The 13,900-nt window shown below is 61.0% G+C and carries 8 protein-coding genes; 2 read left to right on the top strand and 6 right to left on the bottom strand.

Going from position 1 to position 13,900, the window contains the following annotated elements:
- Positions 1–4 precede the first annotated feature (4 nt).
- Positions 5–3,610 carry a TonB-dependent receptor gene (locus MOK15_RS17840; RefSeq protein ID WP_242933065.1) on the top strand — a complete coding sequence of 1,202 codons (3,606 nt, stop codon included), beginning with the start codon at positions 5–7 and terminating at the stop codon, positions 3,608–3,610.
- Between the two features lie 168 nt (positions 3,611–3,778).
- Positions 3,779–5,092, top strand: coding sequence for a patatin-like phospholipase family protein (locus MOK15_RS17845; protein ID WP_242933066.1), 1,314 nt, complete (start codon positions 3,779–3,781; stop codon positions 5,090–5,092).
- A 15-nt stretch (positions 5,093–5,107) separates the two neighbouring features.
- Here the strand turns inward: MOK15_RS17845 and MOK15_RS17850 are convergent, their stop codons facing one another.
- The 6 genes from MOK15_RS17850 to MOK15_RS17875 form a co-directional block, all read right to left on the bottom strand.
- Positions 5,108–6,973, bottom strand: coding sequence for a sugar phosphate isomerase/epimerase and 4-hydroxyphenylpyruvate domain-containing protein (locus tag MOK15_RS17850; RefSeq protein ID WP_242933067.1), 1,866 nt, complete (start codon positions 6,971–6,973; stop codon positions 5,108–5,110).
- Positions 6,974–6,991: 18 nt separating this feature from the next.
- Positions 6,992–7,864 (bottom strand): shikimate dehydrogenase, encoded by an 873-nt coding sequence (locus tag MOK15_RS17855; RefSeq protein ID WP_242933068.1) that lies wholly within the window; start codon positions 7,862–7,864, stop codon positions 6,992–6,994.
- 60 nt (positions 7,865–7,924) lie between these two features.
- On the bottom strand, positions 7,925–10,864 hold the full coding sequence (locus MOK15_RS17860) for a TonB-dependent receptor (protein ID WP_242933069.1): 2,940 nt from the start codon (positions 10,862–10,864) through the stop codon (positions 7,925–7,927).
- A 71-nt stretch (positions 10,865–10,935) separates the two neighbouring features.
- Positions 10,936–12,228 (bottom strand): MFS transporter, encoded by a 1,293-nt coding sequence (locus MOK15_RS17865; protein WP_242933070.1) that lies wholly within the window; start codon positions 12,226–12,228, stop codon positions 10,936–10,938.
- Positions 12,225–12,680 (bottom strand): type II 3-dehydroquinate dehydratase, encoded by a 456-nt coding sequence (locus tag MOK15_RS17870; RefSeq protein ID WP_242933071.1) that lies wholly within the window; start codon positions 12,678–12,680, stop codon positions 12,225–12,227. The genes MOK15_RS17865 and MOK15_RS17870 overlap by 4 nt, the downstream gene beginning before the upstream one ends.
- A 98-nt stretch (positions 12,681–12,778) precedes the next feature.
- Entirely contained in the window at positions 12,779–13,897 is a 1,119-nt protein-coding gene (locus MOK15_RS17875) for a hypothetical protein (protein WP_242933072.1), read from the bottom strand.
- Positions 13,898–13,900: the final 3 nt, after the last annotated feature.

Genomic DNA, 13,900 nt, shown 5'->3' on the forward strand with positions numbered 1-13,900 from the left:
GTGCATGAAACATCGATTCGATGTCCGTCATACTATGGCCGCGACCGTGTCGTGGTCGGTACTGGGACTGGGCTTGCTGTCCGGCGGACAGGCCGTTGCGCAAACCATAGGGTCGTCCGAAGTCCGCGATGCCGACATCGTCGTCGTCGGCTCGCGCGCAAGCCAGCAGTCCGCGAACAACCGCAAGAAGGACGCCAAGACGGCGACGGACTCGATCGTCGCTGACGATATCGGCTCCTTCCCCGATCGCAACGTCAACGAAGCCATTTCGCGTATTCCAGGCGTCGCGCTGGGTCGCAACGAGTTTGGCGAAGGCGAATCCGTCGCCGTACGCGGCAACGGCCCTGACCTGACCCGCGTCGAGCTGGACGGCATCGGCGTGCAGAGCACGACCGGCCTAGCGCTGGGCACGTCGGGCGGGCGCAGCGCGGACCTGCGCGAACTGCCGGCCGAAATCGTGAAGAGCGTGGACGTGGTGAAAGGTTCCACCGCCGATATGACCGAAGGGTCGCTGGGCGGATCGGTCCAGATCAAGACCCGTACCGGCCTCGACTTCAAAAAGCCCTATTTCTCCTTGCGCGGGGGCGCGGGGCAAAATTCGCTGGGCAAGGACTGGACACCCGATTTCAACGGCGTCGCCGCGCGCAAATTCTTCGACGATCGTTTGGGCGTCATTGTCAGCGGCAGCTATTCGAAGATCCAGAATAACGGCCATGGTTATGAAACCACGACCAGCAATAATCGCGGCTATGGACGCCTGTTCGATTTCGACCAGTCGCCCGAAAAAACCTTCGAATATAATCCAAGCACGATCGGCACCGATGCCGCCGACGTCCTCTTCCCCAACAGCACCGAAACACCCCGCACGCTCATCACCAAGGCCGCGTCGGCCCAGAGCAAGGCGGAATGTTTCGACATGTTCCCGCATAATCCCACCGGCACCGCCGGGCAGCGGTCGCAGCGCATCCTGGAACAGCAAAGCTGCCTCAATCAGTGGAACGACTATACGCCGTCGCTGATCCGCAACTTCATGAATACGCAGACCGACCAGCGTTATGCGCTCGATGCGCGCCTGGATTATCGACTGACCGACAATCTCACCATCTTCGCGAAGGGCACGATGGCCAATCGCAAAGTGCATGACCAGAATCGCAGCCGCAACCCGGTCACGCTGTTCGGCCAGAACATCAACGGCACATTCGCCGACAGCGCCACGGGCTATCCGCGCACCCGCACCGTATCGCCTACGGCGCCGGCCGGCTATTATCTGTTCGATGGCCTCAACAATCAGGGCAACAATGCGGTTTTCGGCAATGTGCTGAATGTGGTGCCAGGCAGCGTCGTCGTGGATGGGAACCACAATGTCACCCAGATGACGCTCACCAACAATTCGGTGAACATCGACCAGATCGAAAATACGATCGACACCAAGACCAAATATGGCCAGTTCGGCGCCGAATATCGCAGCGATCGGCTTGAAATCGATGCGATGGCGGGCATGACCCAGGCCAGGTCCAGCCGCGGCGACATGCGCACGTCGCGCAACTATGCCTATGGCGACGCGACTCTGACCCTTCAGCCCAACGGCCTGTGGGACATCGCCCTGCCGTCCAATTATGATGACACCAACCCGGCCAACTTCGTCCAGTTGAACCGGCCGGCCTGCATCGGCGGCGGCACCGCGCCCACCTGTACTGGTCAGACCGCCGTCGTGGCCGGCCCGAACGGCCCGGCGACCCCGGTCTATACAGTCGGACAAATGCCGCTCACCACGCCCTCATTCGGCGTGTCCTACTCGCCGCAGATGGGCGAATCCTCCGAACGGATCGCGAAGCTCGACCTTGCCTACAAGACCGACGAGTTTCTGCCCTTCATCACGCGGGTGAAGGTCGGCGGCATGTATCGCAAGAATAAACTCGATCGGTGGGGCGGCGGTGGATATACTGCCAGCAGCGCGGTCGGCACCTTTGGCCAGCCGGGCTATGTGCCCGCCGTGATCGTACCGACCGCCAATGTGCGCGGCACGTTGCGCGCGTGCGAACCGACAGCCGGTTCCTCGGCGGCGGGCGGCCTGTCGTGCAATTATGGCTTCGTGCCCAGCGCCAATCCAAACAATATCCGTTCGGGTGTCGATACGCTGACCCCGGCCGATCTGGAGGCCCTGTTCCGCCGGACGCTGGAGAACAGCGATTCCCAATATTTCGGTGGCCTGCCCAATCGCGGCAACCTGCCCAACGCCTGGCAGGGCATAAGGACCGACGAGCTGTTCGATGCGCTGGGCGGCTCGCAATATATGAATTTCGACTGCCTCAAGACCTGCATGGGCAGCGACGGCCAGATGTATGACCAGCCGGTCACGCGCGTGCGCGAAGAGATCAAGAATATCTACGCCATGGCCGATTTCGAACAACGCCTGCCCTGGGGGCTGGTGTTCAACGGCAATGTCGGCGTGCGCGGCGTCTTCGCCAAGGTCAGCGGATCGGCGCTGCTGACGCTCAGCACCATCCGCACGACGCCAACCTTCAACCCGGCCGATCCGGACAATCCGGGCGGCATGATCGTCCAGACCTTCAGCCAGAACACGACGCTCAATTCCAGCACCAGCGACTGGCTGCCCAGCTTCAACTTCAACCTCTGGGGTTTCAACGATTCCGTGGTGTTGCGCCTCTATGGCGGCAAGACCGTGGCGCGTCCGTCGATGGATCGCCTGATCGCCGGCGGCACCTGCACCATCGACCAGCGCACCCTGCTCGACACATCGGGGGACGACATCTTCGGCTGTACGGGTCGCGTCGGCAATCCGGGGCTGAAGCCCTTTACCGCCTGGAGCTACAACGCCTCGCTCGAATGGTATCCCAATGCGGATACGCTGTTGTCGGTCGCCTATGGCAAGCTGGACGTGAAGACCGGCAATCCGATCGCCGTGACCCGCGTCGATCGCCCGTTCGCGGGCAGCGATCAGGTCGATCCCGCGACCGGTCAGTCCTTGTCCGACTATGAGTTCAGCTATCCCACCTGGGATAATGGTCCCGGTTACAAGCGGTCCATCTGGGAGTTTTCGGCCAAGACCGCCTTCACTTTCCTGCCCTGGTTCCTCAAATATACCGGCGCGGACGTGAATATGTCGATCCTGGGATCGTCGGCGACCACCGGGCAGCAGGACCCGCTGACCGGCGACGTCATGGCCCCGCCCAACGAATCCAAGCGCTATACCAACGCCTCGCTCTGGTATGACGACGGCAAGCTCAATATGCGCATCGCCTATCAGAAGCGGAGTTCGACCTTCAACTGCATCACGCCCTGCGGCGGCAACAATATCGACATCAACTATCCCGGTGAACAATGGACCAATGTTCGCCTGGTTGCGCCCGGCTATAATCCCGGCGTGCCGCGCTTCACCGACGCCACGACCTTCATCGATATGAAGATTTCCTACAACATCACGCGCAACTTCCAGGTCTATATGGAAGGGCGCAACATGACGCGGGAATCGGCGACCGCATCGACGGGCAGCTATGTGCCTTTCGAAGACGGCACGCCGCGCGTCATGCGCCTGTCCTATGGCGGCCGCCGCATCATGGCCGGTATGCGCATCCAGTTCGGCAACTGATGCGTGGCCGGCGCGGGGCTTTCGGTTCCGCGCCCGATCAAGCTGGCAGAGCCATGCCCATTCGTTGGCGCGCGAAAATCCGCATGATCGAAACCATAATGGCCACAACCGGTGGCCGCAGGCTGTCAGCTATGGCATCGTCCCCCGCAAATGCAGAGGGGGGAATATATGCGGAAATTCATCGGGCTGATCCTGACATGCATGATGTTGACCGGCTGCGCGACGCGCGGCATGTTGACCGTCGACTGCAAGAACTTCGATAATTATCGCGTCAAGCTCGGCAAGACCGCACTCGAAAACGACATCCATAATCTGGCCCAGGACAGCGAACGGCTCGATCTTGACGTCTTCCGGGCCGATCTCGCCGAAACCAGCGGAGACGCATTGGACGGCACGGCGCGAGACGAAGCCATCCTGTTGCTCTCCGGCGGCGGGCAATGGGGTTCCTATGGCGCCAATTTCCTGCGCACGCTGCATGAGAAGAACAAGCTGCCGGATTTCCGGATCATCACCGGCGTCAGCACCGGCGGCCTCCAGTCCCTCTTCCTGGCGGTGGGCACGGACGCAGCCTATCAATTGATGACCGACAATTATGCGCCGACCCGCGAGAGCGAAGTGGTGCATCGCAACCCCCAGTTGCTCGCAATCGTCACAGGATCGATGGCGGGCCTGAAGCCGCTCAAGAAGAAGATCGAACGGTCCTTATGCCCCGATCTCTCCCAACGCTGCTTCATGGATGCGATCGCCGAAAGCGGACGACATGCCTATATCGGCTTCGTCGAGGCAGAAAGCGGCGATTTCTATTTCGTCGACGCCGTGAAACTGGCCGCGATCAAGGATCGCGAGCAGGCCCGCACCTGCCTGACCGGCGCGGCCCTCGCTTCCGCCGCCATGCCGGCCTTCTTCCAGCAGGTGAAGGTCGGAAAGAAGGTCTATTATGATGGCGGAGTGCGCCAGTCGGTGTTCGAGGCGCGGATCAACAAGGCTGCGGAGGAACTGACATCGGAACGGGTCGACCGCTATCTGTCGACCCATCCGATCAGACCGGAGGCGCTTGCCAACGACCGGCGAAAGGCGTTGTTCGGGTCCGCCCGCCTTCCCATCTTCGTGGTCCGCAATGGGCCGACCACTGCAAAGATCGACGAAAAGGCGAACGACACCGGCAATCTCGTCACCAATGCGCTGCGCGCGGAAACCATCATCGTCAATCAGTTGGAGATAATCTCCATCGCCGCCCTGCGGATCGAAAATCCGGTTGGACCCATCTACCTGACCACTGCCGACGGCTATGACCAGGAGATCATCCGGCCCGATGGCACGAAAGGGCCACGCTGCGAGAAGCGCGACAGCAATGCTATGTTCGAACCACAGTTCATGCAATGCCTGGCACGCTATGGCCAGGAACAGGGCAGCCGGAACGTGGCGTGGATAGCTTTGCGCGATCTGGTGCTTCCGTCTTCCGTCCGTGCGGCAACACCTTGATAGCAAGAAATGTAATCAGATGTTCCGTCCCTCATCAACCGCCTTGAACCGTTCCTGGGAGGCAAGACGCACACCGGCATTGGCGGCGCCATAGCCTTCATAGCGCCGCCGCTCGACAAATTCGAAGAAGAAGCGTTTGTGGAAGGCGCGCGTGTAAAGCTGGTGATAGTCCCCTTCCGCATCCGCGTCATAGAGCATGTTCGTGGCAGCCATTGTCTCGATCGCGCTATCATCGAGACCAAAGCGCGCGGCAAGGTCATCATAATAATTATCGAAGATTGGCAAAATATCCGCACCATCAGCGATGATCTCGCCAGCTTTTCGGATCAGATCCGGTGTCGCGAAAGCGATATGCTGATATCCGCCACCGAAATTATGCTCGACGAAACGGGAAGACAGAGTGCCCATAGCATCGGACGCATTGAGGGTCAGGCGCAAACTGCCATCCGGGGATTGAAGCGGCTGGCTGAGAACCAGGCCCGACGGATCGATGACGTCGGCCTGCAATGCCTGCTGCAAACCGAAAAGCGACCGCCAATATAATTGCCAGGACAGATATTCCTCGATCCGGACGACAGCCGCCAGATGATCGATCACCAACGGCGCTTCAGGAACCGAAGCGCCGGTCGCCTGAAATTCCCTTGCCCAGATCGAATCGACTTCCTGTTCAGCCATCAAATAGATGAGACTTCCGCCAATGCCGCGCAACGCCGGCAGCGCAAGATTGTCCGGAGCATCCTGCTCATCTACGGCCTGAATGCCAAGATAAGCTGCCCGCGCGGCGACCGCGTCGCGGTCCGGCACAACCAGCCCCACCGCACAGATGGACGGTCCGTGCGTCGTCTGGAAACTATGCCCGAAACCGGCTCTTTCAGCGTTGACGACCAGATTGACAGAGCCAGCCTGCCATCGCGACACGGCCTTGATCGGATGAACGCCCGTCTTGGCAAAGCCGATGGATTGGAACAAAGTTTCCAATGCAGGCGCATCCTGCCGATCGACGGCAAATTCGACAAACTCCGGACGAACATCGACAGGTGCGGCAGGCACGGCAGAGGGCCTGTCAAGGATGCGGCACGCAGCATCCTCGATATGGCGGAGCGATCGCAAACCATCGGCCGCGATCAGGTCGGCGGACCAGCCGCGGAAGCGATCGTTGAAAATTTCGAGCGAGAGCGGCCCGTCATAGCCGGTCTTCATGATCTCCACGACATAATCGGCGACGGGCAAGCCGCCTTGTCCTGGGAAGTTGCGATAGTGACGGCTCCAGTAGAGCAGATCCATGTCCAACCTTGGCGCATCGGCGAGCTGGACGAATGCGATCTTCTCGCCTGGAATGGCGCGGATGCTGTCACTGGCTATGCCGCGCGAAAGCGAATGGAAGCTGTCCAGGATGATGCCGATATTGGGATGATCGACCGCCTCGACGATAGCCCAGGCATCGCGATGATCGAACACATGTCGACCCCAGGCCAGCGCCTCATAGCCGACGATGATGTTGCGCTTGACCGCGCGATCGCCCAGTTCGCGCAGGTCGGCCACGATGCGGTTACGCTCGCCCAATGCCTGGGGCGAGCAGTTGGAGCAGAGGAGGATGCGGTCGGCGCCTAATTCGCCCATAAGGTCGAACTTCGCTTCAGCCCGGTCCAGCGCCTTTTGCCGCAGCGCGCCCGGCATCCCTTCGAAATCGCGGAAGGGCTGATAGAGCAGGCAGGCAAGACCCAGATCGTCCATCATCGCGCGCACGGCTTTGGGTCGCAGCGGCGAAGCGATGAGGTCATTCTCGAAAATCTCGACCCCATCGAACCCGGCGGCGGCCGCCGCCCTGAGCTTGTCCTCCAGCGTGCCGCTGAGGGAGACTGTGGCGATACCGAACTTCATCTGGAACCTCCTGCGCCTTCAATCCGCCAGCGCGGCGCGAAAATTGGCGGCCATACGCCGTGGGTCCGCGTGGCGACCGGTGAAATGTTCAAACGCGCCGGCAGCCTGATGCACGGTCATACCGCTGCCATCCAGCGTGACGCAGCCCGCCGCCTTCGCTTCGCGGAGCAATTGGGTCTCCAGCGGGAAATAAACGATGTCCGTCACCCAAAGATCGGGCCGCAGCAGGTCGCGCGGCACCGCCGAGCCGGGATAGCCCACCATGCCGAGCGGCGTCGCATTGACGATGCCATCCGCTTCGCCAATCCCGCTGGAAAGATCCTGACCCACTATCGCCCTTCCCTCACCATAATAGGAGCACAGCGACACACATAAATCCCGCACGCGATCGGTATTCGGATCGAACAGGACAAGCGTCCCCGTATCCATCGTCATCAGGGCATGGGCGGTGGCGGCGCCCGCACCGCCACCGCCCATCTGCACGACCTTCCGGAATTGCGACCCGGAAGGCAGCCCAGCACGCAAATTCTCCGCAAAGCCCTGGACATCGGTATTATGTCCGATCCGCCGACCGTCACCGAAGACGATAGTGTTGACCGACCCGATCTGCGCCGCTTGCGGCGACAGTTCATCGAGATGCGCGATGACGGCCTGCTTATAGGGGTGGGTGACATTGACGCCGGCGAAGCCCGCCAATTGCAGTGCATCGAGCAGGCGGGGTAGATCGCCAGCGTCCATACCTTCCGCCGCCAGATCGAACAGGCGGTAAACCAGCCGAAATCCCTGCGCATCCGCCTCGCTTTCATGAAGGAAAGGCGAAAGCGATGCCTGGATGTCGCGTCCGATGAGGCCTGTAAGGTAACGCGAAGGGACGGGGTGGAACTGGGTCAATGTCTTCCAATCCAAAGAGAAGATGAACCGCCCCCGCCCGATGGACGGAGGCGGCGAAGGTCAGAATTTGAACTTGGCGCCGACGTAAAAGGACCGTCCGACCATGTCGTAAGTTCCCGGATCGGTGCCATTTTGCGAACTGGCGACGAAGGGAATGCCCTTGTCGAACAGGTTGGTGATGCCGCCGCGCAGTTGAAGATTGTCGTTAATGTCCAGTGTCGAGAAGATATCGAACAGATTATAGGGCTTCACCCCCACCTGCTCGGCTGCAGGAGACGTTACTGCGCTGATGTCGCGCAGCTTGCCCTGGTAACGCCAGCGCAGGCCGACGCCGAAAACATCGGAGCTATAGCCCACGGTAGTCAGCGCCTTCCATTTGGGCAACGGACGGCCCGGCGTGCTGGTGCCGACAAAATCCTGCGATGCGGTGCCCGGCAGGGTCTGAACCTTATAATGGTTCAGCCAGCCGATGGCGGAGGAAGCATAGATCTTGCCCGAACCATCACCGATGCCGGCATCGGACAGTTTCAGCGACCAGTTGACCTGCACGTCGACGCCATCCGTGTCGAGCGCACCAAGGTTCAGATAAGGTTGGGCGATCGCGACCAACTGACCGGTGGGGTCGCGCTGGATCAACTGGCAGAATTCATTGCTGTTCGAATAACCGCTGTTGGACCCGTCCAGATTATAGCATTTGGCCAGCACGGTCAGGCCGTTGATGGTCGAGATGACGTTGCGGATCTTGATGTTGTAATAGTCGACCGAGAAGGAGAAGCCTGACAGCCAAGGTGTCGAGAATTTCGGATTGAAGACGAAGCCGACATTGAAGGTATTCGCCTTTTCCGGGGTCAGCGCATTATTGCCCTGGATGTTGCCGCCAGTTGCGGTGGTGGCGAACTGATAGGCGTCGATCGCGGCGGCCGGAATGCCCTGCGCCAGACAGAGACCGCGCACTTGCGCCCCATTGATGCCCGTCCGCGCGGTCGAACGGATGTCGCACGGATCACCGATCGCTGCCGGCGGCGTGCCGATCGCGAGTTGCGATCCGGTGACGGGGGAGAAGAGTTCGCCGATATTGGGCGCGCGGACTGCGCGCTGATAGCTGCCACGGATCAGCAATGCCTGCACCGGCTGCCAGCGCGCATCGAACTCATAGCTTTTCACGCTGCCGGTCGGATTATAGTCCGAATAACGGAAGGCGGCGCCCACGCCCAGTTCGTGGAAGAAGGGCGTATCCGACAGCAAGGGCACATCGATCTGCGCCGCAAATTCCTTAACGCTGATCTCGCCCCGTGCCGGGTTGGAGCCGACCACGGATTCCACATTGTTGGACACCAGGTCCGGGCTGGGATCATATTTATACGTGTTCTTGCGATAGCCAGCGAGCAAGGCGAGCTGCACCGGCCCGGCCGGCAGGTCGAACAGCGCGCCATTGACCTGACCCTGTGCCTGCGTCTGAGCCAGACGCTCGCGGCTCTGGACGGTAGCGGTCATATAATTCTGGCATTCCTGCGACAGGCTGGTCGCATTGGTGATGCCGAACGGGTTGAACCCGCCCGCACAAAGCGACGCGCCGCCATCCGCCGCGTTGAGCAGCGTCTGCACGCGTGACTTGAGCACGGCGTTGAACATCGACTGGCTATGGATCGTCTCGTCATAGGAAACGAAGGCATCAAATTTCCACGATCCGCTGATCGTGCCCTTGAGACCGCCCAGATATTGTTGGACCCGGTAATTCTCGTCCCAGCCCTTGTCGCCGATGCCGACATAGCGCCCGCTCCAGCGGAAGGGTGCAGTCGGATCAGCGCGTGAAGCCAGCAACGTGCGCAGATCGGTGGGGATGTGAGGGTTAGTGACCGGAATGGTGGTGAAGGGCGCAAACTGCGTCAGGCTGCCGCCACTCTCGGTCGTGACCGTGGAATCAACGTAGAGGAATTGGCCATAAGCGGTCAGCGATTCGGTCAGGTCGAACTCACCCTTGGCGAAGGCCGACTTGCGTTCGAACGCGTTCAGGATCTGGAGCTGCGGTCCCACCGGCATACGGACATTACCGCCGACCACGGCATAGCCGTCGCTGGTCGGTCCCTGATAATTGATCGCGCCGGTCTGAGCGAACAGCGACCCATTATTGTTGAAGCCCAGGTTCAAGGTCCGGTTGATCGGGGTCGTCACGCCATATTGGGCAAACACGCCGTTGAGCGCCGCCTGGCTCGGCAGGTTGAGGGCATCGGGAACGAAAGCGCCTGTGCCAATGAAGGAGGACGGTACCTTGTCCGCAAAGAAATCGCGTTGCGAACCGGAGAGCGGATCGCGCTTGCCATAGCTCAGCGCCAGCATCAGCCGACCGCGATCACCGGCGAACTTGGTGCCCAGCGCCAGCGAAGCGTTGAACTTGCCATAGTCGCCACGGAAGGAATCGCCATTCTGGATGTCGACGCGAACGCCGTCGAAATAACGGTCGGTCTTGAAATTGACCACGCCCGACATCGCGTCCGACCCATAGATGGCCGATGCGCCGCCGGTGATGACGTCGACCGATCCGATGATTGATTCCGGCAGGATGTTGATGTCGACATTGCCGTTAATATCCGACAGCGGCAGGCGACGGCCGTCCAGCAGGACAAGGTTGCGGTTGGAACCCAGGCCTCGCAGATTGAGCGTAGCCCGCCCACCCGCGCCCTGGCCGCCGGTCCCGGCATTGCCCGACGGGGTGAAGCCGGGAAGCTGGTTGAGCGAGTCCTCCAGCGTGATCTGGCCGCTCTGCTGCACCAGTTCGCTGGACACGGTGACGATCGGGCTGACCGCGACATTGTTGGGACGCGCGATCAGCGATCCGGTGACGACGATGTCGGCAACGGGTGGCTGATCGACGGCGGATGGCGTGGTGGTGGTGACCGGAGCGGCCTGGTCTTGCGCGATCGCAGGCACGACAAAGCTGCTCAAGGCAAGCGTCGCGAGCGATCCGCCCAGGCGCAGTCGGCTGTTAAGTGTCGGTGTCATTCTATCCTCCCTATTATAATACGAACTAGTTCGTACATTCAATATTATGCGTCGTGCGGTTTTCCGCTTTTTCAGTCCAGTTCCACCCGGCGCACATCCCCCACAATGAAGACATAGGCGGCGGCCCCCACCAGCGCGAGCACCCCGATGAAAGCGAGCGCACCGTAGAAGGAGCCGGTCTGACCCACGATCAGGCCGACCACGATCGGCGTCACGATTCCTGCCAGATTGGCGCACAAGTTGAACACACCGCCAGTCAGCCCGATGAATTGCCGCGGCGCGACATCCGAAATCAGCGTCCAGCCCAGATTGACCATCCCCTGCCCGAAAAAGGCGACGGACATGATCGCGATCACCAGTGCATTGCTCTGCACGAAATTGGCGGCGACGATGGTGGATGCCAACAGCAGCCCGGCAACGATCGGTAGCTTGCGCCCGATATTGGCGGACCCTGTTCGCCGGATCAGCAGGTCCGATACCTGCCCACCCAGCAGCACGCCCGCCGAAGCCGCGATATAGGGCAGCACTGCGAAAGTGCCGGACTTCAGCCAGTCCATCCCCCGTTCGGTCGCCAGATAGGTCGGGAACCAGGTCAGGAAGAAGACGAGCGTCGAATTGCCGCAAAACTGCCCGATCGACGCGCCCAATATCTGGCGACGGGACAACAGCTTGCCGACATTGCTCCAGGAAAAGGGGATGTTGTCATCCATCTTGGCAGCAGCCAGCCCGCCACCGGCGCGAATATAGTCCAGCTCCGCCGCATTGACACGATGGCTATCACCCGGATCGCGATAGCGGGCGTACATGAACAGGCCGAAGGCGACCCCTAACGCGCCGGCGATCAGGAACAAGGCGCGCCAGCCGAAGCTGCCGACCACCCAGAAGAGCACAGGACTGAAGAAAGCCAGGCCCGCATATTGCCCCACCGCATAGACCGAATTGGCGCGCGCCCGTTCATCCTGCGGGAACCAGCTACTGAGAATGCGGCTGTTGCACGGGTAGCAAGGCGCCTCCGCCACGCCCAGCGCCAGGCGGAAGCCGAACAGCATCGCTACATTTCCAGCTATGCCATGAAGGAGGGTGAAGAAGGACCAGAGGATCAATGATCCCGCATAGGTGATCCGCGTGCCCAATCGGTCGAGGATCAGCCCTCCCGGTATCTGCGCCGCCGCATAGGTCCAGGAAAAGGCGGAGAAGATGAAGCCCATCATCTCCGGCGAAATCCGAAGTTCGGCCGTCAAAGACGGAGCCGCCACACCCATGGCGGCACGGTCCATATAGTTGAGCAGCGTGGCAACGCTAATCAGCGCCAGCACGCCCAGCCGCGCCCTGGTTGGCCGCACCATGTCGGTCGGCGCCCTCATGCCGCGTCCCGCCGATCGATCTGGAGCAGATGGCGGACCGCCAACGCATAGCCGTCAACCCCCAGCCCGGACAGGATCGCAGTCACAGAGCGAGTCATGATGGAGCGCGCACGCCATTCCTCCTCTCGCCGGTGAATATTGGAAATATGCACTTCGATGATCGGGCAGTCGCACATTTTCAGCGCGTCCAGCACGGGATAGGCCGCGTAGGAAAAGGCGGCGGGATTGATGACGATGCCGAAGGCTCCCACCCGCGCCTGGTGCAGCCAGCCGACCATTTCATGTTCGGCATTGGTCTGGCGAAAGATTAGACCGATGCCGCTCCCCTCCAGTTCATGCAGGCAGTCGGCCTTGATATCGGCCAGGGTCCGATGACCATAAATTTGCGGTTCCCGCACACCCAGAAGATCCAGGTTGGGTCCGTTGAGAATATGAATGAAACGCTGGCCCATGGTTGGCCCGATCCTCCCCTAGTCAGGATATATCCCGATCTTGCTGAACCGCATCTACGCGGATTATCGACCTTGGGCAAGAAAAATGTACTAACTAGTTAATTCATTCCCGGCAGTCGCTTGATCGCGATCCGATCCGCCTGATAGGAGCCCAGCCACAGTTCATTGCCTATCACCACCGCCGCTGACACGCCGTTGAAAACCGGATCGGCCATGCCATGGGCGATCAGGGAAAACCGCCTGGTCATCGGATTCAGTTGCGCCACCGCATAGCCGCGATGGCAGGTCATGCCATCGGCCACGCCATTGATAATCTGCCGCACGCCTCCGCAGGCCGGCTCATCGCGCATCATGCCCGCCAGCAACAGGCGATCTCCATCCCAATGAATATTGTCGGGCATGAATTCCGGCGCTTGCGCCCGCCATAGCGGTTCATGCGTATCGCGCCGTGCATAGGCGACAACCTCGCGCAGACCGAACGCGATGACATAGAATCCGCTGTCGTCCTTCGCCGTTTCCAGCCCGTTATTGCCGGGCAATTCCGTCCCCGGTAGCAGGCGAAATGCCTTGTCGCTCGGCGCCCGCTCATAGACGCCGCCGGTCGCACGACCCAGCACGAAGTCCGTGATGCTGGTCCCCGGCCGGGTCAGGACCGTCGCGATCACCGTACCATCGCTGTAGGAAGCGACGCTGTTCGCGACATGTCCGTCCGGCATCGCCAAACAGCCTTGCCAGCGCAGTCGCGGCTGCGCCTGCGGATTGCCATAGTCAATGGCGAAAATCTCGATCGCCTCGCGCCCGCCATGGTTGACCACCAGCAACCGCGCGTGGCCGGGCGCCGTCACGCGCAGGCTGAGGCCCCGTGCGGTGAACAGCACCGGATCGGGCGGGGTGGCGCAATCGGGATATTGGGGATCGCGTGCGATCTGCCCGCTCGCACCTTCGAACCAAAGCCTCCCCTTGCGCGTCCGGCTGTCAACGATCTTGAGACCCGCGCCGGTCGCAAAGCCACTTGCGACCACCCAGGGCGTATCTGGAATATGCGCCAGATCCTCCGGCTTCATCGCTCCGCATATGAAGGCGAATTGCGCGGTTGGCGCACATGCCTCATGTGCTGTCGCGTCAGGCCGCGCCTTGGGCAAGGCGACGCATCCGCCGAGCAGGATCGCCGCCATCAGAAGGGTGAATGCCGCGGCGCGTTCCGTGCGATCGACCATGGC

The organism is Sphingobium sp. BYY-5 (assembly GCF_022758885.1).
Lineage (GTDB): Bacteria > Pseudomonadota > Alphaproteobacteria > Sphingomonadales > Sphingomonadaceae > Sphingobium.

Coding starts and splice junctions, on each gene's coding strand:
- MOK15_RS17840 (WP_242933065.1), top strand. CDS start 5: ATGAAACATCGATTCGATGTCCGTCATACTATGGCCGCGACCGTGTCG.
- MOK15_RS17845 (WP_242933066.1), top strand. CDS start 3,779: ATGCGGAAATTCATCGGGCTGATCCTGACATGCATGATGTTGACCGGC.
- MOK15_RS17850 (WP_242933067.1), bottom strand. CDS start 6,973: ATGAAGTTCGGTATCGCCACAGTCTCCCTCAGCGGCACGCTGGAGGAC.
- MOK15_RS17860 (WP_242933069.1), bottom strand. CDS start 10,864: ATGACACCGACACTTAACAGCCGACTGCGCCTGGGCGGATCGCTCGCG.
- MOK15_RS17865 (WP_242933070.1), bottom strand. CDS start 12,228: ATGAGGGCGCCGACCGACATGGTGCGGCCAACCAGGGCGCGGCTGGGC.
- MOK15_RS17870 (WP_242933071.1), bottom strand. CDS start 12,680: ATGGGCCAGCGTTTCATTCATATTCTCAACGGACCCAACCTGGATCTT.
- MOK15_RS17875 (WP_242933072.1), bottom strand. CDS start 13,897: ATGGTCGATCGCACGGAACGCGCCGCGGCATTCACCCTTCTGATGGCG.